Genomic DNA, 23,309 nt, shown 5'->3' with positions numbered 1-23,309 from the left:
TTCGCGACAACCGCAGAAACAGATGGGCGGCCGGGCAACCGGCCGCCCTCTTTCGTCAGGAACAGAGCGCATCTTTGGCGACCTGGTATTCCCGGTCGAGACGGTCGACGTAGTCCGCCGTGGTCATCACCTCTTTCACCGCTCCGATCCCCTGACCGCTGCCCCAGATGTCACGCCAGGCCTTGGGGCGAATGTCGCCGGTGGCCAGATCGAGTTTGTTGCCGATCCCGGCCAGGTTGTCCGGATCGAGACCGACCGCCCGCACCGACGGTTTCAGATAGTTGGCATGCACGCCGCTGAAATAGTCGGTATAGACAATATCATCGGCCCCGCCTTCGACGATCATTTGCTTGTACTCCTCCGACGCGACCGCCTCGGTCATGGCAATGAAGGGGGATCCGATATACCCAAAATCCGCACCCATGGCCTGCGCCGCCAGAATTGAGCGCCCGGTCGCGATGGACCCGGACAGGGCAAGCGGACCATCGAACCATTCCCGGATTTCCTGAACCAGCGCAAAGGGTGACAAGGCCCCGGCGTGGCCGCCAGCGCCGGCGCAGACCGCGATCAGGCCGTCGGCGCCCTTGTCGATCGCTTTCCTGGCGTATTTGTTGTTGATTACATCGTGCAGTACAGTGCCGCCGCACTCATGTGCCGCCTGGTTGACGTCTTCCCGTGCGCCCATTGATGTGATCCAGACAGGCACTTTCCAGCGCGCACATATTTCGACGTCCCGCTCAATCCGATCATTCGATCGATGGACGATCTGGTTGACCGCGAATGGCGCGGCGGGCCGATCGGGATTGGCCTGATTGTGCGCGTCAAGCTCTTCAGTGATGCGCTTGAGCCAGGCTTCAAGCAGCGGCGGTTCACCTTCGGACTCGCGTGCGTTCAGCGCCGGAAAGCTGCCGATGACGCCGGCTTTGCACTGGGCGACGACAAGATCCGGCCCGGACACCAGGAACATGGGCGAGCAGATCACAGGCAGGCGCAAGCGGCCGAGAGGGGTGTCGGAGTACATTGTCTATTTCTTCTTTGCTGTTTCAACAGGGGGTGCCGAGGCCCGTAGCCGTGACGGGCGCGCATGGGAAGGGAAGCCGAAAAAACGTGCCAGCAGACCGCAAGGAAATACACAGAACGGGTGAATTTTACACATGTCTGATTTTCCGCACCGGACTATTGCCCGTCGCTCAATGCCACTCCTATCGTGTTCCATGCTAGCCCATTCCTGGGAGGAGGAAGCGGTGCCATTGCTCTACAGCCGCTCGGAAAGCGTTGGTCGGATGACTTTCGATTTTCCCGAGAAGAAGAATGCCCTTGATCAAGACGCACGCAAAGAGATGGAACGCATCGTCACCCAGGTGCGCGACGATGACCGCGTGCGCGCGCTGTTGATCACGGGTGCCGGGGGCGCGTTTTGCGCCGGAGGCGATATCAGCACCTTCGCCGGTTCTTCGCCTGTGGCCATGCGGGACCGCATGAAACAACAGCACCGCGTAACCCGGATGCTATATGATCTTGAAAAGCCGGTCGTCGCGGCGGTTGCCGGGCCGGCCTTTGGCGTGGGGTTCAACATTGCGCTTCTGGCTGACGTGATCCTGGCCGCGCCCTCGGCCCGCTTTTGCCAGGCCTATGCGCGCGTGGCGATCGTGCCCGACGGTGGCGGGCTTTACTTGCTGGCGCGGACGGTCGGGACGCAGCGGGCGAAGGCGATGTTCCTGACGGCCCAGGTGATCGATGCCCAAGAGGCGCACGACCTTGGGATCGTCCACGCAATCCACGAAGAAGACGCGCTCGACGCAGAGGCCGATGCGCTGGCCGTGCGTCTGGCCGAAGGGCCGACCCGAGCCTTTGGGCTGGGCAAGTCGATGCTGAACCGTGGCATGGATTGCGATTTCGCGACCTATCTCGAGATCGAGGCAACCGCCGAAGCCCATATCATGCAGACCGCAGATCACCGCGAGGCGGTCGCCTCTTTCAAGGAAAAGCGCCCGCCGGGCTTTGTCGGATCATGAACGCGGCGCCCGATTGTGGCCCGCTGGCCGGTCTTCGGGTGATCGACCTCGGGCAGGTCTACCTTGGGCCCTATTGCGGTCTGATGTTCGCGCTCATGGGGGCCGAGGTCATCAAGGTCGAGCCGCCCGGCGGCGACAGTATCCGCGGCATCGCGGGCGGGCGCGAGAACCCCGCAGCGATGATGCTCAATTCCAGCAAACAGAGCGTGACGCTTGATCTGGGGTCCGAGGGCGGGCGCAGCGCCCTGCTGGCGCTGGCAGATTCGGCCGATGTTCTAATCGAGAATTTCCGTCCCGGTACGATGGAGAAACTGGGGCTGGGGTGGGAAACACTCTGTGCCCGCAATCCGCGCCTGGTCATGGGGTCAGGAAAGGGTTACGCGGCCGATTCCGTCTATCGCGATGCGCCGGCGATGGATTTTCCTATTCAGGCCCTGACCGGGCTGATGTCGGTGACCGGGTTTCCCGATGGTCCGCCGGTGAAATGCGGCGCAGCGATCACCGATTTTCTGGGCGGTATCCACCTTTTTGGTGGCATTATGGCGGCGTTGCATGCGCGCGGCGCGACAGGGCGCGGGGACTTTGTCCAGATCGCGATGCAGGACGTCACGCACCACGCGCTGGCGTCGAATATCGCAAGCTATCTGCTGGCGCCTGACGGGTTCGCCGACCGGGCCGGCAACAGTCAGGCCGTGCTCAAGGTCGCACCCTACGACCTGTTTCCGGCGCGCGACGGGCAGGTGGCCATCATGTGCCTGAATGATCGCCACTGGCAGCAGCTGACCCGGGCCATGGGTCGCCCTGATCTGGCCGAAGATCCCGAACTGGCCGCGGGACCCGCGCGCTGCGCGCGGCGTGCCCAAGTCGATGGCTGGGTGACGGCGTGGACCTCAAGTCAGACCCGCGCCGAGATTTTCGCGGCCCTGAGCAGCGCACATGTGCCGGGCGCCCCGGTGCGCACGCTCGCTGAGGTGGTGTCGGACGATGACATGCGCGCCCGCGGCATGATCCATGACCTTCCGCATCCAGACCTGGGCACGGTCCCTGTTCCAGGGCTGCCGATGCGTTTCGCGGCTCACCCACAGGTCGCCCCTATCCCCGCACCAACCGTAGGCGCCGATACGGCGCGCATCCTGGCCGCGCTGGAACAGGACCTGCCCTCTGCTCAATCAAAGGACACCTACTGACATGTTCAAGCTCGATCCGGAATTGGAGGATTTTCGCAACGAGGCACGCAAGCTGGCTGAGCGCGAGTTTGCTCCCAGGGCCGCCCATTGGGACGAAGCCGAAGAGTTTCCAGCCGCGAACCGCGACAAGCTGGCCGAACTTGGCTATCTGGGAATGTTCATCCCTGAAGAATACGGCGGCTCCGGCGCGCCAGTGATCCAGGGCACGGTGTTTCTGGAAGAAATGGCGCGGGTCTGTTTCAACACGGCGCTGGTCTCGCAACTCTACCTGAACGGCCCATCCCGGGCAATCAGCGTTCTGGGCAGCGACGAGCAGAAAAAGCGGTTCCTGCCAGACATGGCGGCCGGCAAGAAATTCATCGCAATCGCCATCAGCGAGCCAGAGGCGGGGTCGGCGGTGACAGACCTGCGCACCACGGCCACAAGGGACGGCGACGGATGGGTGCTGAATGGCAACAAATGCTGGTCCACGGGCGCCCATGTGGCCGATTATGCGCTGGTCTTCTGCCGTTTCGGCAAGGCCAGCGGGGCGAAGGGGATTGGTGCCTTTGTCGTCGATCTGAAGAAGCCGGGCGCGCGGATCGGCCACATATCGCTGAAGATGGGTGGCCGGGGGCTGACCGAGGCCGAGATTATCCTTGAAAACTACAAGGCCGGTCCCGAGGATGTGCTGGTCGAAGGGGACCCGGAAAGCTCGCGCTCCTTCGCGCTGTTGATGAGCAGTTTCGGACCCGAGCGGGTGGGCAACGCAGCGATGTGCGTGGGGCTGGCGCAGGGCGCTTTCGATGCTGCAAAGTCGTATTCCGAGATTCGCCATCAGTTCGGGCGCCCGATCAAGGAATTCCAGGGCCTGCAATGGAAAATCGCCGACATGGCCACACAGATCCATGCTGCGCGTCTGATGGTCTATCGGGCCGCGACCAACCCCGCGCCGAACGGCTTTCCCGATCCGATGGATGCGACCATGGCCAAGCTTTACGCCAACGAAATGGCGCAGAGGGTCACGAACGAAGCGCTGCAGATCCACGGTCACAATGGTTACACGCGCGAATACCCGCTGGAACGTATGGTGCGTGACGCGCGCGGCTTCGCGCTTGGCGGTGGCACCGTCGAAATCCTGCGCAATACGATCGCCGCCATGGTCTACGGCCACAGCTTCGACCAGCGGCGGGGGTAGGGCGGATGCATCCCTCGTTGCTAACGACAGAACAGGTCGCTCCCAAGGATGCCGCGCGCAAACTGGCGCTCGGGGAATTCCGGGACCGCGCCGCACGCTGGGACCGCGACGGCATCTACCCCGAGGAAAACCACCATCGCCTGGGCGCGCTTGGCTATCTGGGCATGACCATTCCCGAAGAATACGGCGGTGGCGGTACGCCGCTGGTGGATTGCTATCTCGTGATCGAAGAACTGGCCAAGGTGGATTTCAATACCGCGCTGATCGTTCACGATCAGAACGTCTCGCCCCGGATCATCGCCACCTGCGGCAGCGAGGCGTTGAAGCAGGCTTTCCTGCCCCGCTTCGCCGCGGGCGAGATCGAATGCGCGATCTCCTGGTCCGAGCCCGAGGCCGGGTCGGACGCCACCGCGGTGACGACATCGCTGCGCCCGGACGGGGACGGGTTTGTGCTGAACGGCGGCAAGATCTTTACCACTTTCGGCGACAGGGCCGATTACCTTCTGGTCTATGCTCGGTTCTGCGAAAGCAAAGGCGCGCGAGGCATCGGAACCGTTTTGGTGCACCGCAAAAGCCCCGGCGTTTCGGTCCATATTCTTGAACAGAAGATGGGCGCGCGCGGCTGCAACGAATGCGAGATCCATTTCGACGATGTGCGGGTGCCGTCCGAAAACGTCGTGACCGAAGGGCTGGCCGGCAACTCCAGCGGCTTTGTCCGCCCGCTGGGTGTCTATAACGCCACGCGCGTCGGCATGGGGATACTGGCGCTTGGTGTCGCCGAGGGGGCGTTCGACCTTGCACGCGACTACATGAAGACCCGCCGGCAATTCGGCAAGGCGCTGTCCGAGATGCAGGGGCTGCAATGGATGATGTCGGACATGAAGGTGCAGATCGAGGCCGCGCGGTCGTTGTGTTATACGGCGCTGTCGCTGATCGACCGCGGCCAGCCCGATCCAACATTGTCTTCGATCGCCAAGGTTCAGGCCACCGAAATGGCACAGCGCGTCACCCATGACGCCATGCAGATGTTCGGTGGCTACGGCTATTTCGGTTCGCTTCCGTTGGAGCGGATGGTGAGGGATGTGCGGATGCTGACGATCACCGGGGGAACGACCCAGATACATAAGAACGGGATTGCTCGGGCGCTGTTCACTGACTGACGAATCTTCGCCAAAGGGAGGGGTGGTCATGACAAGCGATATCACTGTGGAACACTCAGAAGGTCTGGCCGTCGTGTCGTTGAACCGGCCCGACAAGCTGAATGCGCTGACCCTCGACATGCGCGTCGAACTCCTGGACGCGTTTCGCGATATCCAAACTGACCCGCGGATTCGCGCCGTATTACTGCGGGCCGAGGGCCGCGCTTTTTGTGCGGGTGCGGATATTTCGACCATGGGCAAGGACGATGTCTGGGGTGATCGGGCGCGCTTGTACAGGGCGCACCAGATGATCCTTTCCATATTCAATTGCGAGAAGCCTGTGGTTGCCGCGGTGCGCGGTCCGGCGGTCGGGATCGGTCTGAGCATGGCGCTCGCCTGCGACGTTATCCTGCTCTCCGAGACGGCAAGATTCGGTCAGGTTTTTCGCAAGATCGGGCTGGCCCCCGATGGCGGCGCGGCGTTTTTCCTTCAGAATCTGATCGGTCGGCAACGTGCGACGGACCTTGCCTTCTCAGCGCGGATGGTGCCGGCGGATGAAGCCCTGAGCCTGGGATTGGCAAGCCAGGTTCATCCCGATGATGCCCTCGACCGGGCGGCCCTGGACTATGCGACAGACCTGGCCGCGGGGCCAACCTTTGCCCTGGCCGGTACCAAGCGGCTGATGCGCGCCGCGATGCAACCGTCTCTGGAGAGCTTTCTTGAAACAGAAGCCATCATTCAGGGGCAAATCATCAAGAGCGCGGATCACGCCGAAGGCATCGACGCCTTTCTGAGCAAGAGAAAACCGGTTTTCCGTGGCGTATGACCAAGCGGATTGGCCCTTTTTACGACAGGGAAGAGATAGTGATGGAAACAGTCATTGCACGACTTGGCAGGGTGTCGCGGATTATCACCTATATTGCGACTGCCCTGGCGGCCCTGATGATGGTCCACGTCACGCTCGATGTCATCCTGAGCCAGTTCATCGCCGAGCCCCTGCCGGGCACGGTGGATTACGTGTCGTATTATTACATGGTCGGGCTGGTCTTTCTGCCGCTTCCCTTCGTCGAATACACCAACGAGCACATCAAGGTCGACCTGATCCACGATCTGCTCCCGACGGGGGCGAGGACCGCTCTCGACATGCTGGCTCTGGCGCTGTCTGCGGTGTTCTACGGGCTGCTCACCTGGCAGACCTGGATCGATGCCGTCGAAAAATACCTCATCGGCGAGCAATCCATGGGCATGGCGGCGGTGACCGTCTGGCCCGGTCGCTTCTGTCTGCCTCTTGGTGCGGGGCTGATGGTTCTGCTCTTGCTGGCCAAGCTGATCCAGAGGCCTTTCACCGACGCTGGCATGGCCGGCCCCAATCACGACATGTACGAATAGGAGTGGAACGGTGAGCTTTTTCCAGATCGGCCTTTGCGGCATCGTTTCTGTCATCCTGCTGGTCTTGCTGCGCGTTCCGATCGCGGTCGCGCTGGGTATCGTGTCCTTCTTCGGGTTCTGGGCGATGCTGGGAAGCGGCGCGGCTTTCGGCCTGCTGACGGCGGTGCCCTATGATTTTGCCGCGCACTGGACCCTCAGTTCGATCCCGATGTTCCTGTTGATGGGATACGTCTGTTACCAGACCGACATCACGCGCGGGATCTTCAAGGCCGCCCGGGTCTGGCTGTCATTCCTGCCGGGCGGGCTGGCGGTCGCCAGCGTGGGCGGCGCGGCGCTGTTTTCGGCGGCGGCCGGCTCCAGCCTGGCCTGCGCCGCGGCAATGGGCCGGATCGCGGTGCCGGAAATGCTGAAGCGCGACTACGATCCCGGGCTGAGTACCGCCGTGGTTGCCGCAGCCGGCACCATGGGGTCGCTCATCCCGCCGAGCATCCTTCTGATCATCTACGGTATTTTTGCCGAGGTCGCGATCAGCAAGCTGTTTCTGGCCGCGATCGTGCCGGGCGTACTGACGATGCTGGGGTACTGGGCCGTGATCATCGTTCGTGTGTGGATCAATCCCGCGCTCGCGCCGTCGCTCGACGAAAGCGCGACATGGTCCGAACGGCTGGAGGCCCTGAGCGAGACATGGCCCGTGATCTTGCTGGTGGTGGGCGTTTTCGGCGGTCTGTTCACCGGGATATTCACACCCACGCAGGCCGGGGCTGTCGGGGCGGCGTTGTCCTTCGTGATTGCGGCGGCGCGCGGCACCCTGAACTGGAAAGTTTCCAGGATCGCGCTGATGGACACTGCAAAAATGACTGCGGCGATCTTCATCATCGCGGTCGGTGCCAACCTGTTTTCGAGGTTTCTGGCGATCAGCGGTATCCCCGAAGCGATGACCGACCTGGTGATTGATATGGGGGCCAGCTATGTGATGCTGGTTTTCGGCACGGCCGTGATCTTTTGTCTGCTGGGCATGATCCTCGATCCGCTGGGCATCCTGCTGCTGACGCTGCCGATCCTTCTGCCGATCTACGAGGCGAACCATATCAGCCTGATCTGGCTGGGCGTGCTTGCAACCAAGCTGGTCGAGATGGCTCTGATCACCCCACCGGTGGGGCTGAACGTGTTCGTGATCAAGGGCATCGTCGGTGATGCGGTCCCGATTTCACTGATTTTCAAGGGTGTTTTGTGGTTTTTGGCTGCGGATGTGGTGGTCCTGATCATCATGGTCGCCTTTCCCGAACTGATCATGTTCCTGCCAGAGCTCGGCAACTGATTTGGCCATCCCGGCCGTGACGAACCCCGCGCAATAGCGGGGTCTTGAAAAAGAGGAGGAGACCACATGAAACTGACCAATGCGTTTGCCGCGCTGGCGGCGACGACCGTTCTAGCGGCGACACCGGCCCTGGCCGAAAAGCGGGTGACTATATCCAACTGGACGTCACCCAATCACGCGACATCGCGTGGCCATGCCGCCTTTGCCGAAATGACCGAATCTGAATTTCCGGATGCCTTCGACTTCAAGCTGTTTGCCGGCGGCGCCTTGCTTGGCCCCAAGCCAACACTGTCCGGCCTGCGCGACGGCGTCGCCGATGTAGGTCTGCTGGCGTTGACCTATTTCAGGTCGGAAATGCCCTATGCGCAGCTCGTCGCCGATCTCGCTCTTTTGGGCGAGGACCACTATGCCATGGCCGGCGCGACCAGCGAATTCGTGATGCTGCACTGCCAGCCGTGCAAGGACGAGTTCGCAAAGAACGGCATGGTGGCGCTGAGCGGGATCAGCACTGCGCCTTATGTATTGCTGACCACCAAGCCGATCGTCGAAATCAGCGATATGCAAGGGGTCAAGCTGCGCACGGGCGGGTCGGTCTGGGACCGCTGGGCGACACGCCTTGGGGCAGAGCCGGTAAACGTGCCGTCGAGCGAGATGTACGACACGATGAGCCACGGTGTCGTCACCGCTGCGGTGCAGCCGGTCGGTGCGCTCAAGGGGCACAGTCTGATCGAGGTTGCCAAGCACCTGACGGAGTTGCCGTTGGGCACCTATCATTCCGGTTCGATCTTTGCCGCCGGCCCGAAATTCTGGATCTCACTTTCGCCGGAGCAACGCGAGCAATTCGTCAAGAACATACCCGAGGCCGTGGCGCAGACCGAGGTGTACTACGAAACCGACGATCTCGACGTGCTGAAAGAGGCGGGTGGGCTTGGCCTGCAGGTACACCAGCCGTCGCCTGAGTTTCTTCAGGATCTCATTGATTTCCGCACCGCCGATCTTGAAGAGATCGCCCGCATCTCGCGCGAGGAACGCGGCATCGAAGATCCGGAACCGCTGATCGCAACCTATCGCGAGCTGATCGAGAAATGGCACGGTCTGGTTGAGCCGCTGCAACCGATCCGGGACAATCATCAGCCTTATGCAGACCTTCTGCGTCAGGAGATTTATTCCAAGATCGACTTCGCAACCTACCCGAACTGAGCCGTTTCAGGCCTGAATACACAGCGGCCCTTCGCAAGAAGGGCCGCTTCATTGCTTCCTTCGTCTGTTCAGAGGGTGGCTTCGGTGCCCAGGATATTCGTCACCTGGCTGGACAGGACACCGCCGTTGCCGTGGGCCAGGGCCAGTTCGGCACTGCCGATCTGGCGATCGCCAGCATCGCCGCGCAGTTGCCGCACCGCCTCGACCAGCGTGAAGATGCCGTACATCCCGGGATGCACGCATGACAGGCCGCCACCATTGGTATTGACCGGCAGGTGGCCGCCAGGCGCGATGCCGCCGTTCGCCACAAACGCACCGCCTTCGCCTTTCTTGCAAAAGCCCAGATCTTCTAGAAAAAGGATCACATTGATGGTGAACGCGTCGTAGAGCTGGACCACGTCGATGTCCGCGGGTTTGACACCCGCCATGTCCATGGCCGTTCGCCCTGATTGCGCAGCGCCGGTCACGGTCAGGTCCGCCATTTCGGAGATGTCGCGGTGCGTCGTGCCCTCGCCGCCGCCCAGCAAATACACCGGAGGTCTGGGGTGATCCTTGGCCGTCTCGGCCCGGCGCATCACAATCGCGCCACCGCCATCGGTCACAAGGCAGCAGTCGCGCACCCGCAGAGGGTCGGAAACCGGCCGCGAGGCGATGACATCCTCGCGCGTCAGAGGATCGCGCATGAAAGCGTCGGGGTTCTTTTGGGCCCAGGCCCGGGCCGCCACCGCCACGTCGGCCAGCTGTTCGCGCGTTGTGCCGAATTGCGTCATGTGACGGTCTGTGGCCAGCGCATAGGACGACAGCGGGAACAACGGTCGGTAGGGGGCCTCGTAGGTCGGCAGGCCAAGCGCAGTCATCAGCTTGCCCGAGGCGGTGCGCTGGTTCGATCCGTAGCAGATCAACACGGTATCAGCGAGCCGCAATTCGAGCAGCATCGCGGCCCAGAGCGTGTGCGACAGGAACGACGAGCCGCCCATGCGGTTGTTCATCGTGAACCTGGGGTTCAAGCCCAATTCCTGCGCCAGTGTAAGACCCGACAGCATATCCAGCGGCTGGCAGGTGGCAACGGCATCGACCTCGCCAAGTGCGATCCCCGCATCGGCAAGCGCGCCGTGCACCCCCTCGATTGTGATCTCCATCGAGCTTTTGCCATGGGCCTCGCCGCAGCCTGCCAGCGCTGCACCGACGATGGCGGCTTTTCCCCGTAAACTCAATTTGCTTCTCCTTCTGGCCGGAAAACCACGGCGGGGTCACCTTCGGCGCCTTCGCCGATCGACGCGGTTACTTTCAGCCCGGCGACAATCTGGTCATGCGCGATACCGTCGATGCGCGACATCATTCGTACCCCTTCCTCCAGGTCCACCAGAACCACGTTGTAATCGCCGCCTCGTTCCGGTTTTCGGCGCACGACCGTTCGCGCATAGACGGTGCCCCTCCCGGTTGGCGCGAACCATCCCAGATCCGCGCTGCCGCAGGCCGGACAGATCACGCGCGGATGGAATACATGGGTGCCGCAGCCGCCACATTTCTGAATCTCGAAGACGCCCTCGGCCAGCTTCGCGGCGAAGACGGCGTCCGGCCCTGGGCCTTGTCCAATGCCGGCCATCTCAGAACCCGATGTGGAAGCCACCGTTCACGCTCAGGTGCTGGCCGGTGATATAGGATGCCGCGTTGGACAACAGGAAACAGACGGGCTGCGCGACTTCTTCAGGGGTGCTCATCCGTCCCATCGGAATCTGCGCCATATACCTGTCGGCGAATTTTTCAGAGCGGATGGTCTCAGTCATTGGTGTCTCGACCATTCCGAAACAGACTGAATTGACGTTGATGCGGTAACGGCCCCATTCACGCGCGGCGCTCATTGTCAGGCCCAGAACCCCGGATTTTGCCGCGCCATAATTGATCTGACCGATGGTGCCGCGACGCCCGGCATCGGATGAGATATTCACGATGGCACGGCGCGCGGCGCTTTCGGGGTCTTTTTCGACCCGGTCCTTGTAATAGGTCCCCACGGCCTGAAGGCAGGCGAAGACACCGGTGAGGTTCACGTCGATGACCTGTTGCCAGGTGGCCCGGTCCATCTTGTGGATCATCGCGGCGCGCACGATCCCGGCGTTGTTCACAAGCCCGTTGATGTCGCCGAATTCGTCGAAGGCGAATTTCACGAGCTTCCCGGGAAAGTCCGGGTCGGCCACATTCCCCACGATGGCGCGGGCATTGCCACCGATCTGTTCGGCGGTTTCCTTGACGCCGTCCTCGTTCAGATCGTTCACCACGACCTTGGCGCCCAGCTCTGCCGACAGCGCCGCCACACCGCGGCCGATACCCTGTCCGGCGCCTGTGACGATAACCACTTGATTGTCCAATGCCATCGGGTTGATCATTTCTGTCTCCTTTTGTCCTTCGTTTGTTTGGTCTCGCTCACCATCGGTTCACTCAGGTGGTCACGACGGTGGTGCGAGCCGCTTGATCACGGCATCGCCATGGGCCAGATGGTGCCCGTCCTGATTGAAGATCTCGCCCTGTACAAAAACCAGTTTGCGTCCGCCCCCGACAATGCGCGCGCGGGCCGTCAGCGTGTCTCCTTCGGTCGCCGGGGCGACGAAACTGGTGGTAAGCGAAAGCGTAAGGCAGCGATGACCTGGGCGGCCATCCCCCGCGTAGGCCGCGCAAAAGGTGACCGCGTTGTCCAGCATGGTCGCGTAGACACCGCCATGCACCGAAAAAGCGCCGTTCAGGTGATCGCGTCCGATGGCCAACCGCAGCTCGGCTTTGCCATCGGACCACGAGACGAAGCGCACGCCGAGCAATGCGTTGAACGGGGCGGGGATGTCCGGTCTGCCGTCTTGTGCGCTCATATTACGCTGTCTCCTGCTTGGCCGAGACCATCACCAAAGCGACAGCCACTGCCGCCATAGCGGCACCTGCGCCCACCGCGCCGAGGATCGGAACCGCCAGACCCGCGTTCGAGGGAAAGGCGAAGGCCAGACCGGCAATACCAAGAAGGACGCGGGCGATTGTTCCTGGCAGTCCGGTTTCGATCCGCCCGACGCCAAACAGATACCCCTGAATACCGGCGCAGATCAGCAGAATGCCGAGACCGGCGCGCAGAACCGTAAGCAGGCTTTCGAGTGGACCGGCTTGCAGGATGAACGCCGGATCAAGGACGAAGAAGAAGGGAATTATATAGACGATGCTTCCAAGCTTCATCGCTTCGAAGGCCGTCGCAAAGGGTTTGGCCTGGGCGATGGCCGCCGCGGCGAAAGCCGCGAGCGCGACGGGGGGGGTGATATAGCTCAGCATGCTCCAGTAAAGGATAAATAAATGGACGCCGATCGGATCGAGCCCGCCGGCGACCAGGGCGGGTGCCAGCGACACCGCCAGAATCACATAGGCGGCGGTCACGGTCATGCCCATTCCAAGAATGAAACTGGTCAAAGCCCCCAGCAGCAGAAGCAGAAAGATGTTGCCGCCCGCGATGAACAGCAGATCGTTCGAGATCGTCCCGGACATCCCGGTCACCGCCAGTCCGCCGACGATCAGCCCGACCGCCGCAAGAATGGCAACAAGTTCGACGAACAACTGTCCCGTGGCGATCAGAAAATTCATCAGCTCCTTTCGCCCCCAGCGTGATTTTGAGAGCAGCTGGTTCAGGACAAGAAGCAGCGCGGTCGCATAGAATGGAGCGATCGCCTCGCGCTTGAGGTAGAGCAACATCCAGATCAGCAGCCCGAAGACGGCGAGAAAGTACCAGCCTTCGCGCAGCACCTTGCCGATCCTGGGAAGGTCGGCGCGCGGAACGCCTTTCAGTCCGTTGCGCGCCGAGTATGCGTCGATTTGTGCGAACAGGCCGAAAAAGTAGAACAGCGAAGGAAGCACCGCCGCCACAACGATGTTGGTGTAGTCGGTCGCCAGGAATGTCGCCATGACAAAGGCCGTGGCGCCCATGATAGGGGGCATCAGCACCGCCCCCGTCGACGCCGCCGCTTCGATCCCCGCCGCATAAGTGGGCCTGAACCCCACCTTTTTCATCGCTGGAATGGTAATTGATCCGGTCGTCAGCACATTGGTGATCACGCTGCCGCTCATCGAACCGGTCAGCCCGCTGGTCAGAACTCCTACCTTGGCCGGCCCGCCCCGGACATTTCCGAGCGCGGCAAAGGCGATGTCGATAAAAAACGGACCTGCGCCGGTATGTTGCATCGCAACGCCGAAGATCATGAACCCCACGACAAGATTGACAAAGCTGCGCATCGGTATGCCCAGCACACTTTCGCCGCTCATCGCGTGGAAGATCGCCGTTTCGACGGGCGAGCGCTGGAAGCCCTGGATCGGGCCGGGCGCATAGTTGGCGATCATGGGGTAGATGGAAAATACCAGGATTACCGCGAACAGCGTCCAGCCGCCGGTGCGGCGCGCGGCCACGAGCAGCAGGAACCAGAAGGCGAAGCTGGCGATCACGGCATTAAGAGGAGCGGCGAAATCCCACCCTTTGTTCACCACGCTGCGCCCGTAGTAGGCAAAGAAGGCGCAGGTGATCAGGGCCAGCAGGGCCAGAAAGTAATCCCACCATCGCGTCGATCCGTAAGGATCTGACTTTGAACAGGGAAAGACAAGGAACACCAGTGGCAGCGTCAGCAGAAGCATCACGTAGAGGTAGTGAATTTCAAGCAACCGGACGTTCATGAAGAAGCCCAGATTGAACAGATGGTTGACCGACGCCGCGGTCAAAAGCAGCGCCGAGACGACGAGCGACCAGCGAACAAACGCGGGCAGGGTGCCCATACCGGTCGGTTGCGCCGGCGCTTCCTGTGTTTCCTGTGCCATGCCCGTATTCCAGTTTTGTGCTGCGTTGCTTTGTGCAAGGCGCCTGTGGGGCGCCGCGCTGTGTCGCATCAGCGGAAAAAGACTTCGTGGCCGGCCGCTTCCAGTGCGTCGGCACGGGCTTTCATCCATGCAGCGGCAAATTCTTCTTCACCCTCTGGAGCGTCCCCGACAAATGTGCCCCAGGCCCGCAAGAGCACCTCTTGCCGTTCCACCAATTTGTCCTGGTTTGCCTGGGCTTCCGGTGTCCACAGACCCTTTTCCTTGAAGTAGGCAACGCTGCCATCGCTCCATGGCATCACCCAAGACAGGATCTGGCGATCAATCGCATACGCATTGGCACCGGGGGCGGCATCCTTGTAATCGTCGAACCCTGCGTCAAGCGCGGCTACGATGTTGCGCACCTCGGTGGAATCCTGATCGGAGTTAGTGACCAGGATCGGATAGGGGTACTGCGCCATGGGCAGTGGGGAGGCAGGGTCGATGCCCGGCCCCACAGACACCATATGCGGTGTCACGAAGGGCGTTACGCTGGTGTAGCGTTCCCATGCTTCTGTCTGGTCCGCGGGTGTTTCAAGCCATTTCAGGCCGCGCGGGCTTGACTCGATCTGGTAGTTTACGGTGGTCGTCGTCAGTGCAAAGGCGGCATCCACACGGTCTTCGAGAATGCCCTGGAGCGTGTTCACATAGCCCGAGAATTCCACTGCCTCCACGTCGTCCCATGTCAGGTCCGCAAAGGCCAGCAGCCCCTCCATGTTGACATCGATCGCCGGCGAACTGACGGCGCGACCGACCCGTTTGCCCTTGAGGTCCGTAATCGTCTCGATGCCGGCATCGGCCGCGACGGCGACACCCAGACCGTAGTCGCCGACAGCCTGAAGCACCGCGCGGATCGGCTGCGGGCCCCATTCAGGCGCAGCAAAAAGGAAAACCCCTTCGGCAGCGAAATAGGAGGCGATGCCGCACAGGCAATAATCGACCGTCCCGTTTTTGAGCGGCGTCATCCGCGAGACGTCGTTTCGCCCCGGAAGCACGCGGACCGTCGATCCGTATTTGCTGCGCATCATGTTGCCGATGGCTATGGAATGCGCATGACCGGCCGATCCCGTGTCATAGGCCGACCAAGCGATCACGTCAGGCAGATCGATGTCTTGCGCGCCAGCCGAGGTGGCCATTGCCAGGCATGCGGCAGCGATCCCGGTTATCTTGAACTTCATGATATTCTCCTCCTTGTTGGTCGTTGGTCCCGGGTGGCGCCCATTCAGATCAAAGCTCTGAAAACGCGACATCCTTGTCGACGCGTATTTCAGGCGGCAGCCCGAGAATGCGTTCGCCAATGATCGTGCGCTGGATCTCGTCCGATCCCCCCGCGATCCGGTTGCCCGGCGCGGTCAGGTATTCGTTTCGCCAGCGCGCCACGTCATCCCCGACCTTGGCTGATATGCCCGCCGAAGTTCCCGCCAGATCCATCCCGAAAGCGCCCATTTCCTGCCGCAGCTTGCCCAGCAACAGCTTGCCGATCGAGCCCTCTTCACCCGGTGCCTGGCCGCGCGAAAGCGACGTCATGACCCGGTAAGAGGTGAATTCCAGTCCGCGTTGACGCGCGATGAAATCGGCAATGCGCGCGCGCACCTCGTCGTCCTCGATGGCCGGGCGACCGTTCCGTTCGACACGGGTAGCCAGATCAATCAATTCCTCGGCCCGCGCACCGCCACTGGCCCGGCCGACGGAAATACTGAACCGTTCGTTCATGAGTGTGGTCAGCGCCACTTTCCACCCTTCGGATACACCGCCCAAGCGGGCGCTGTCTGGCACGCGCAGGTTGTCGATGAACACTTCGTTGAAACTGGAGCTGCCCGAAATCTGGCGAATAGGACGGGTTTCGATGGCCGGGTCGGACATGTCCACAAGGAACATGGTCATTCCCTTGTGCTTGGGCACCTGTGGATCGGTGCGCGCCAGCAGGATGCCGTGAGTGGAATAATGCGCCCCCGAGGTCCAAACCTTCTGACCGGAGATCACCCATTCGTCGTCTTCGCGGCGTGCACGGGTGCGGATACCGGCCAAATCGGACCCGGCGGCGGGTTCGGAAAAAAGTTGGCACCAGATGTCTTCGCCCGTGAGAGCCCGGGGCAGGAATCTTGTTTTCTGGTCTTCGGTGCCGTGGATCATGACCGTAGGCCCGACCAGCCCGATCCCGATCAGAAAGACGTTGGGCGGGACGGCGTAGCGCCCTTCCTCTTGATTCCAGATCACTTGCTCGATCGGAGTGGCGTCACGCCCACCGAAAGCACGGGGCCATGTCAGCCCCGCCCAGCCTGCGTCGGCCTTTCGTGCCTGCCAGTCGCGCGCACGGGCAACTTCGTCGGCGTCGCGGGCCATGAAATGGTCCTGGGCCTTTTCGCTTCCATTGCGGCGGGTCGCGGTGGCATCAAGCCAGTCGCGCGCCTTGGCGCGGAACGCGGCTTCTTCCGGGCTGTCGCTGAAATCCATCTGCACTTTGTCCTTGTCAGTTCGCGGCCCTTTGGCCGTCCGCCAGATTGCAAAGCAGCCGCTCGCGCCACAAATCGGCCAGGCCGAGTTCGGCCTTCAACTGCCATCCTCGCCGCAGAAACAAATGCGGGTCGGCCGCCCAGGTGAACCCGATCCCACCGTGAAGCTGCACCGATTCCTCAGTGGTGAATTGCACTGCATCGAGAGCCGCGAGGCGTGCTACCGCCGCCGCTTCGGACAGCCGTTCATCCCCGCTCGCCAGCGCCCAGGCGCCGAAAAAAGCATTGGACCGTGCCAGCTCGATCTTGGCGAACATGTCCGCGAGCCGGTGCTTGACCGCCTGAAAACTGCCGATCTGGCGTCCGAACGCCTGCCGCTCGCAGGCATAGTCTCTGGTCAGGAAAAGCGCCCGCTCGGCCAGGCCGATCTGTTCGAAGGCGGCCAACACTGCGGCGCCGTCCAGAAGAGTCCGGATCGCTGCGGGATCGGACCCGGGAAGCAGTTCAACCGGCGTGTCGTGAAAGACGATCTCGGACGTCGGACGGGTGCGGTCGATCGCATCCAGCGCGCTGATCGACACCGAGGGGTCCGAAAGATCCGCCAGATAAAGGCGCGCGGTGCCGCCTTCGTCCAGGGCGGCGACGATCGCGAATGACGCATCGGATGCGAACGAAACTGGCGATTTCCGTCCCGAAAGGCGATCCTGCAGCACTTTTGCCGAGACCCGTTCCGGTGCAGACCCTCCATCCTCGGCAAGCGCGACGGTAACGATCATGCGGCCTTCGGCGATCCGGGGAAGCAGATTTTCCCTTTGGCTTTGCGTGCCCAAGTCCTGAATCGCGGGGATCGCCAGGCCAAGAACCGGGCCAAAAGGTATGGCGGCCAGGCTACGGCCGATCTCTTCGGCGACAATGGCCAGTTCGATCGCCCCCATCGCCGCCCCCCCGTAGTCTTCGGCAATTGCAAGGCCCAGCCATCCGCCGTCCGCCAAGGCGGTCCAGGTTGCGGAATCGAACCCGTCGGCAGCCTCAAGACAGTCATGCGCCACCGCGAGAGTGGCGTGATCGCTCAGCATTCGTGCCAGCGTGTCGCGTATGGCATCGTGTTCGTCGGAAAAGCCGAAATTCATGCTGGTCCTCTTCGGGTCATGGCATTTGGCGCCTGTTCACAAAAAGGTAAGGTACGCGTTCGGTATGTCCCAAACGCTATCCGGCACCAGCCGCGTAAAACCACATATGTGCTGTGGCGTGGAAAAAGGGGCCACTGGAGCGAAGAATGCGATTCATCAAGAATGTGCTCAATCGACGTGAAAGCCGCAAAAACGAGGCAGTCGATTGATTGCTGCGGAGCTTGCCGCCTAACGTGAAGGAACCGGGGCGTGTTCCGGGCGCAGGACAGATGTGGCCGAACCCTCTCAGAAAATGGAACTGATCAAGGGAATTGTGCGAAATGGAAACTGTAGGACTCGGGTTTTGTTATGAAGATTTGCCAGTGGGGCGCAGGTTTCGGACCATTGGCCGCACCGTCACCGAAACCGATATCACGAATTTTGTAAGTGTTACCGGCATGCTTGAGGTCTTGTTCATCAATCGTGACTTCCGAGAGAAGGAATCCAATATCCCCGGTTTCGCCGCGCCCGGTGCGCTGGTCTATACCTTTATGGAAGGGCTCTTGACCCAATCCACAATGCAACATACCGGCTTTGCCTTTCTGGACATGGAACTGAAGGTCATGGGGCCCACATTTGCCGGGGACACCATCCATTGTGAGGTCGAGGTAACAGAATCGCGCCGGTCGAAGAGCCGTCCGAACCGCGGATTGGTGCGGACGCGAAACAAGGTGTTCAAGCAAACCGGAGAACAGGTATTGGAGTATACGCCGTTGCGGATGATCAAGGCCCGCATGACGGATAAAGAGCCAGGAAAGGCATAGGCCTGTTCCGGATAGCGGCACTGGAGACATGACTATGAAAACCGCGCAATCTGGCCCAGCCGAAGCCGCCGGGCGCACATCGGAAGGGCCCCGGTCCTTGACGCGTATCCTTGCGTTGTTCGATCTTTTGGCGCGCTGCAAACGTCACATGTCTCTTTCGGAACTCAGCATCGCGATTGATTGCCCCAAGAGCAGTTTGCTGGTGCTGCTTCGGCCCCTCACCGAGAAGGGGTATCTGATGCGCGAGGAAGACAATTACTTTCTGGGTCCGAGGATTTTTCAGTTCGCCCAGTCAATTCTGACCAACCACCCGTTCGAATCGGTCCTGCGCGGGGTGATGAATGATGTGGTTAACCAGACCGGTGAAACCATCCTGTTTGCTGTCCGGGACGGCGAGAAAGTCATTTATTCGTCGGTCATCGAAAGCCCCCAGCCCGTTCGGTATGTCGCCCAACAGGGGATCAACCGGCCATTGTTCTGTTCGGCATCGGGGCTGGTCATGCTGGCCTTTGACACGCAGCAGGAACTGGACGATTATTTTCGGCGCACTGAATTAAAGCCGCTGACGCCTAATTCGATCACCGATGAAAATGAACTGCGCGGGTTAATTTCGGAGATTCGCAAAACCGGGTATTCCAGTACAGCTGGAACCGCGCATGTAGATGCAGCGGGGTTCGGGGTTCCGGTCTTTCGCGCCGACGGACACTTGGCAGGAGCATTGGTGATTGGTGCTCCTCTGGAGCGCGCCAAGCGTAACAAGAAGCGATATGTTGCCGCTGCCAAAACGGCCGCTGAACAGCTCTCCCGAGCACTCGGCTATCGTTCGGAGGTTGGGGAAACCGGCCGGCACTAGACGTGTGCCGCCCGCCGTTGTTGTCATTCCGCAGGCGGGATCATCTCAGTCCGAGTCCCCGCGCAATGATACCGCGAAGAATTTCGCGTGTGCCGCCGCGCAACGAAAACGACGGAACGGCGAGTTCGGTATACGCCAGAACAGCCGCATAGCTATCGCTCCCGCCAGGCACCGCCGGGCGCGACACAAGACTTCGGGCCAGGCGCGGAATGTCCTGTTCGAAAAGCGCTCCCAGATCCTTGACAATGGCAGCCTGAAGTGACGGGTTCTCTCCTTCGTTCAACATTCCGGCCACCGATCGTGACATCTGCCGCAGCACCATCAGATGCGCGGACAAACGGCCAATCTCGGCCTGCTGCGCTTCGGTTGCGTCGTCGCGCAGCAATCGGATCAGTTCCTCGATCAGGGCAAACGACGACAGGAACCGCTCGGGGCCGCTGCGCTCGAACGCCAGTTCGCTCATGACCTGCGACCAGCCCTCGCCCTTTTCGCCCAGCAGCGCATCGGAGGGCAAAAAGGTATCGTCGAATACCACCTGGTTGAAATGATGCTCACCGCCCAAGTCGATGATCGGGGTGATCTGAATGTTGTCGGTGGCCTTGAGATCGACCAGAAATTGGCTCATCCCGCCGTGGCGGTCGTCGCTCTTGCCGGTGCGGCAGAACAGGATCATGTAATCGGCGACATGCGCATAGGTCGTCCAGACCTTCGTGCCGTTGATCCGGAACCCCCCGTCGACCTCGGTGGCCATCGTGCGCGTCGCCGCCAGGTCCGAGCCGGAATCCGGCTCGCTCATCCCGATGCAGAAACACAGTTCGCCCGCGGCGATGCGCGGCACGATCCGGCGTTTCTGATCGTCGGTGCCCTTGGCAAGTATGAGCGGACCGCTCTGCCGATCTGCGATCCAGTGCGAAATCACCGGGGCACCGGCGGCCAGTAGCTCTTCGGACACGACATACCGCTCAAGCGCGCTGCGCGCGTGGCCGCCGTATTCCTTTGGGAAGGTCATGCCGACCCAGCCGCGCTGCGCCAGCTTTCGTGAAAAATCACGGCTGAACCCATTCCACGACTGCGCGCGTTTTATGGGCGGGAAATCGGCCAGTTCGTCGGCCAGGAACGCGCGGACCTCTTGCCGGAGGTCGTCATAGTCGGCGCCGGGCGGGGGGGGAGAAAAAGCGGTGAGGGTCATGCCTGGGTCCCTTTTGCAGCGCTGTCTGTGATGAAATGCCAGAAGGTGTCGTGGGGGCTCGACAGGGCGGCCCGCCCAAGTTCCCTGGTCCAGTCAAGCTCGGTGCCGAACTCGTCACGCCAGCCCCAAATCCGTTTGGTGAAATGGTGAAGCGCGTGTTCCTGGGTATAACCGATGGCCCCGTGAATCTGGTGGGCCAGGGCCCCGACCTTCTCGGCCGCTTCTCCGGCGCGGGCCTTGGCGGCGGCAACGGCCAGCGCAAAGGCCGGTGTGTCATAGCTGCCGGCCGCCATCTCGGCGGCCGTGCGCGAGGCTGCGGTTTCTCCGGCCATTGTCGCAAGATTGTGCTGGATCGCCTGGAACCTGCCGATTGGCCGTCCGAACTGCACCCGGTCGTTGGCGTATTGAACGCTCATCTTCAGGATGGTCTCCATCGCCCCGGTGGTGGCAAGACTGCGGATAAGTGCACCAAGCCCGCGCATCCCTCCCACGGGTCGTGGCAAGGGGGTGACATCGGTCTCTGTCAGGGTATAATCGAGTTCGATGTCGTCGCGTGGCATCCCGGCAAAATCCTGCGCCGGGTCAACGATCAGATCCTTCACCGGCAGGGACAGGACGTGATCGACACCGTCCAGGACGCCAATGGTCACGATCCGGTTCGCCCAGCGGGCAAAGGGCACCAGTGTCAGATGCCCGCTCGCATGGATCTTCTTGCCGCGCCGTTCCAACCGCAGCGCTTCGCCTTCGGCGATGGTCAGCCTGCCACCGGGAAGGGCCATATTCGCGGCCGCCAGAACGGCGTTTGCGATCAGGGTTTCAGCCAGAGGCAAGGGCAGGCCATGCGCCCCGACAATACGCACAAGACCGAGCGCCTCGGCCGGTGGCACGCCGAAACCGCCTGCGTCCTCTGGCACCAGCGCCATGGTTAACCCTGCCTCCTCGATCTGCGTCCAGAGCGCCTCGGGGCATTGTCCCGAGGCGGCGTCTTCGCGCATGCGGTGGGTGACATGGTCGCGGAACAGTCGCTCTGCCATGTCATGAATCATCGATTCCATCAGACGGTCCTTTCAGACGGTGTTTGATCGGCGCTGGACATTTCCTTCACGGGCTTGTCCTGCCGCGCATGGTTTTTTTGCCCGTCGGGGGCCGACGCCTCTCGCAGTGGCGGCAGATGCAGCCGCGTGCGCAGATCCCGGCGGAACGCACTGGCAGAGGGCGCCGCGCCCCCGTCCCTGCGATATTTTCCGAGGCAATCGGCGATTTTGTCGCCGATCGCGGCAGGGGTTGCCGGATCCGAGGGAGAGCCGGGGTGCGCCGCGACCGAGGTTTCGGCCAGGGTTACGTTCCCTTTGCGCAGGCGGACATGGACCGTCCCATGGTCCACGCCAGCGTGATCCCGCCCCGCTTCCGGCATGGTTTGGATATGCACCATGTCCATAAGCCGGCGCACCGCGGGGCGATGGGGGCTGTCCCCTTCGAAATCCACCAGCCCGACCTGGCCCTGCTGCAGGGCCACGGCGAGCGTATAGGCGGCACAGAACTTGGCCTGCATTCCATCTTTGGGGTCGGTGACATGCAACGGGACCATGACGCTTTCGGGCACTGTCATTTCAATCACCGATCCTTCGGGCACCGCCTCGCCGCCGCGTTCGGCGTGAAGGTGCCGCCCGGCGGCGATCATCCTGTGGGTGAGGTAGCAGCAGGGATACAGCTTGCGGGACACCGTGCCCAGATCGATCCGCGGTTCCACCGCTGCGGGGTCGGCCGCAATCCCGTCCGGGCCGGCATAAAGGTCGAAGAAGCCGCGCGCCGCGAAGATGTCCGGGGCGCCCGTGATGCCGGCCTCGGCCATCCGGGTGGCCCGCAATCCGACAAGGGCGGCGTTTCCGGCCTGGATCGGTTTCGCCATGGCGCCGAAATTGATCTGCATTCCCCCGGCCAGCGACGCGGCCAGGGACAGGGCGTTGCGGACTGCGTCGTCGTCGAGCCCAAGCTGATGCGCGACCGCTGCCGCCGATGCCAGAACCCCGATGGTCGACGTTGCGTGCCAGCCCTTGTTGTAGTGGCCAAAACCCAGGATCTGACCGAGCGCGACATTGACGGCTGTTCCGACCGCAAGCGCGGGGGCAATGCGGCCGGCCGTGTCCGGCCGGACATCCACGGTGGCCAGCAGCGCCGACACGATTACAACACTGGGATGGGTGACGCTGACCGTATGGACATCGTCGAAATCGAGCGCATGACCGGCAACCGCGTTCAGGAACGCGGCCTGTTCGGGACTGCCACCTTCAGCAGCTCCTGCCGGGACTGCCGGTCCGCCCGCGTCAAGCGCCGCCAGCCGGCGAACCACCGGTTCATGCCACCCGCCATAGATGGCGGCTATGGTATCCTCAACGCAAAGCGCGGCCTGCTCGGCGTCTGCAACGCTCAGCCGGTGCGGCGCGGCGACGAACCGCGACAAACGGATGGTGAAATCGCTGATCATCCACTTCTTTCTCTGACACTGCATATTGCCTCATCAAGGCGGGCGCTATCAACTCTCGGCCCCACTCTTTCGCACATATGTGTTGGAGCGGGATGCTTGCGTTGTGAT

General features: G+C 61.9%; 22 protein-coding genes. 10 read left to right on the top strand and 12 right to left on the bottom strand.

From position 1 onward, the window contains the following. Positions 1-55 precede the first annotated feature (55 nt). Positions 56-1,021: an NAD(P)H-dependent flavin oxidoreductase gene (locus F3H87_RS16990; RefSeq protein WP_027264325.1), complete on the bottom strand. Its 966-nt coding sequence runs from the start codon at positions 1,019-1,021 to the stop codon at positions 56-58. A gap of 223 nt (positions 1,022-1,244) precedes the next feature. Between F3H87_RS16990 and F3H87_RS16985 the strand changes: the two genes are divergently transcribed. From F3H87_RS16985 to F3H87_RS16950, 8 genes are all read left to right on the top strand, one after another. After that, entirely contained in the window at positions 1,245-2,015 is a 771-nt protein-coding gene (locus F3H87_RS16985) for an enoyl-CoA hydratase/isomerase family protein (protein WP_223228104.1), read from the top strand. After that, the gene (locus tag F3H87_RS16980; protein ID WP_027264327.1) at positions 2,012-3,202 is read left to right on the top strand and encodes a CaiB/BaiF CoA transferase family protein; all 1,191 of its coding nucleotides are present in this window, start codon (positions 2,012-2,014) and stop codon (positions 3,200-3,202) included. The genes F3H87_RS16985 and F3H87_RS16980 overlap by 4 nt, the downstream gene beginning before the upstream one ends. 1 nt (position 3,203) lies before the next feature. Further along, the gene (locus tag F3H87_RS16975) at positions 3,204-4,379 is read left to right on the top strand and encodes an acyl-CoA dehydrogenase family protein (RefSeq protein ID WP_027264328.1); all 1,176 of its coding nucleotides are present in this window, start codon (positions 3,204-3,206) and stop codon (positions 4,377-4,379) included. Positions 4,380-4,384: 5 nt separating this feature from the next. After that, positions 4,385-5,539: an acyl-CoA dehydrogenase family protein gene (locus F3H87_RS16970; RefSeq protein ID WP_149788990.1), complete on the top strand. Its 1,155-nt coding sequence runs from the start codon at positions 4,385-4,387 to the stop codon at positions 5,537-5,539. Positions 5,540-5,567: 28 nt separating this feature from the next. Continuing rightward, positions 5,568-6,344: an enoyl-CoA hydratase/isomerase family protein gene (locus F3H87_RS16965; protein WP_027264330.1), complete on the top strand. Its 777-nt coding sequence runs from the start codon at positions 5,568-5,570 to the stop codon at positions 6,342-6,344. A gap of 41 nt (positions 6,345-6,385) precedes the next feature. Beyond that, positions 6,386-6,907, top strand: coding sequence for a TRAP transporter small permease subunit (locus tag F3H87_RS16960; protein WP_027264331.1), 522 nt, complete (start codon positions 6,386-6,388; stop codon positions 6,905-6,907). A 10-nt stretch (positions 6,908-6,917) separates the two neighbouring features. Further along, positions 6,918-8,225: a TRAP transporter large permease gene (locus F3H87_RS16955; RefSeq protein ID WP_027264332.1), complete on the top strand. Its 1,308-nt coding sequence runs from the start codon at positions 6,918-6,920 to the stop codon at positions 8,223-8,225. A gap of 66 nt (positions 8,226-8,291) precedes the next feature. After that, positions 8,292-9,425, top strand: a complete 1,134-nt coding sequence (locus tag F3H87_RS16950) for a C4-dicarboxylate TRAP transporter substrate-binding protein (protein ID WP_027264333.1) — start codon at positions 8,292-8,294, stop codon at positions 9,423-9,425. A 68-nt stretch (positions 9,426-9,493) separates the two neighbouring features. Here the strand turns inward: F3H87_RS16950 and F3H87_RS16945 are convergent, their stop codons facing one another. The 8 genes from F3H87_RS16945 to F3H87_RS16910 form a co-directional block, all read right to left on the bottom strand. Continuing rightward, positions 9,494-10,639 carry a thiolase gene (locus F3H87_RS16945; RefSeq protein WP_027264334.1) on the bottom strand — a complete coding sequence of 382 codons (1,146 nt, stop codon included), beginning with the start codon at positions 10,637-10,639 and terminating at the stop codon, positions 9,494-9,496. Then, positions 10,636-11,031 (bottom strand): Zn-ribbon domain-containing OB-fold protein, encoded by a 396-nt coding sequence (locus F3H87_RS16940; RefSeq protein WP_027264335.1) that lies wholly within the window; start codon positions 11,029-11,031, stop codon positions 10,636-10,638. The genes F3H87_RS16945 and F3H87_RS16940 overlap by 4 nt, the downstream gene beginning before the upstream one ends. A gap of 1 nt (position 11,032) precedes the next feature. Beyond that, complete coding sequence (locus tag F3H87_RS16935; protein ID WP_027264336.1) at positions 11,033-11,809, bottom strand: SDR family NAD(P)-dependent oxidoreductase; 777 nt, start codon at positions 11,807-11,809, stop codon at positions 11,033-11,035. Between the two features lie 60 nt (positions 11,810-11,869). Further along, entirely contained in the window at positions 11,870-12,283 is a 414-nt protein-coding gene (locus tag F3H87_RS16930; RefSeq protein WP_036051569.1) for a PaaI family thioesterase, read from the bottom strand. Between the two features lies 1 nt (position 12,284). Continuing rightward, entirely contained in the window at positions 12,285-14,252 is a 1,968-nt protein-coding gene (locus F3H87_RS16925) for a TRAP transporter permease (RefSeq protein ID WP_027264338.1), read from the bottom strand. Positions 14,253-14,320: 68 nt separating this feature from the next. Beyond that, entirely contained in the window at positions 14,321-15,466 is a 1,146-nt protein-coding gene (locus F3H87_RS16920; protein WP_027264339.1) for a TAXI family TRAP transporter solute-binding subunit, read from the bottom strand. 49 nt (positions 15,467-15,515) lie between these two features. Continuing rightward, positions 15,516-16,742: an acyl-CoA dehydrogenase family protein gene (locus F3H87_RS16915; protein ID WP_027264340.1), complete on the bottom strand. Its 1,227-nt coding sequence runs from the start codon at positions 16,740-16,742 to the stop codon at positions 15,516-15,518. 16 nt (positions 16,743-16,758) lie between these two features. Beyond that, a complete protein-coding gene (locus F3H87_RS16910) occupies positions 16,759-17,871 on the bottom strand; it encodes an acyl-CoA dehydrogenase family protein (RefSeq protein ID WP_027264341.1) in 1,113 nt (370 codons plus the stop codon). A 320-nt stretch (positions 17,872-18,191) separates the two neighbouring features. Between F3H87_RS16910 and F3H87_RS16905 the strand changes: the two genes are divergently transcribed. Both F3H87_RS16905 and F3H87_RS16900 read left to right on the top strand, forming a co-directional pair. Continuing rightward, on the top strand, positions 18,192-18,674 hold the full coding sequence (locus tag F3H87_RS16905) for a MaoC family dehydratase (RefSeq protein ID WP_036051571.1): 483 nt from the start codon (positions 18,192-18,194) through the stop codon (positions 18,672-18,674). Between the two features lie 97 nt (positions 18,675-18,771). Further along, positions 18,772-19,527 (top strand): IclR family transcriptional regulator, encoded by a 756-nt coding sequence (locus F3H87_RS16900; RefSeq protein ID WP_237267661.1) that lies wholly within the window; start codon positions 18,772-18,774, stop codon positions 19,525-19,527. 40 nt (positions 19,528-19,567) lie between these two features. On the opposite strand, the gene F3H87_RS16895 is transcribed toward F3H87_RS16900, so the two are convergent. The 3 genes from F3H87_RS16895 to F3H87_RS16885 are packed head-to-tail and all read right to left on the bottom strand — an operon-like array spanning position 19,568 to position 23,201. After that, a complete protein-coding gene (locus F3H87_RS16895) occupies positions 19,568-20,716 on the bottom strand; it encodes an acyl-CoA dehydrogenase family protein (RefSeq protein WP_027264344.1) in 1,149 nt (382 codons plus the stop codon). Continuing rightward, positions 20,713-21,771 carry an acyl-CoA dehydrogenase family protein gene (locus tag F3H87_RS16890; RefSeq protein ID WP_027264345.1) on the bottom strand — a complete coding sequence of 353 codons (1,059 nt, stop codon included), beginning with the start codon at positions 21,769-21,771 and terminating at the stop codon, positions 20,713-20,715. The genes F3H87_RS16895 and F3H87_RS16890 overlap by 4 nt, the downstream gene beginning before the upstream one ends. Further along, positions 21,771-23,201 carry an MmgE/PrpD family protein gene (locus F3H87_RS16885; RefSeq protein ID WP_027264346.1) on the bottom strand — a complete coding sequence of 477 codons (1,431 nt, stop codon included), beginning with the start codon at positions 23,199-23,201 and terminating at the stop codon, positions 21,771-21,773. Before F3H87_RS16885 ends, F3H87_RS16890 begins: the two co-directional genes overlap by 1 nt. Positions 23,202-23,309: the final 108 nt, after the last annotated feature.

The sequence above is a fragment of the Lutimaribacter pacificus genome (assembly GCF_900142185.1).
Lineage (GTDB): Bacteria > Pseudomonadota > Alphaproteobacteria > Rhodobacterales > Rhodobacteraceae > Lutimaribacter > Lutimaribacter pacificus.
The sequence above is the reverse complement of the archived record's forward strand: the minus strand, read 5'-3'. Positions and strand labels throughout refer to the sequence as shown.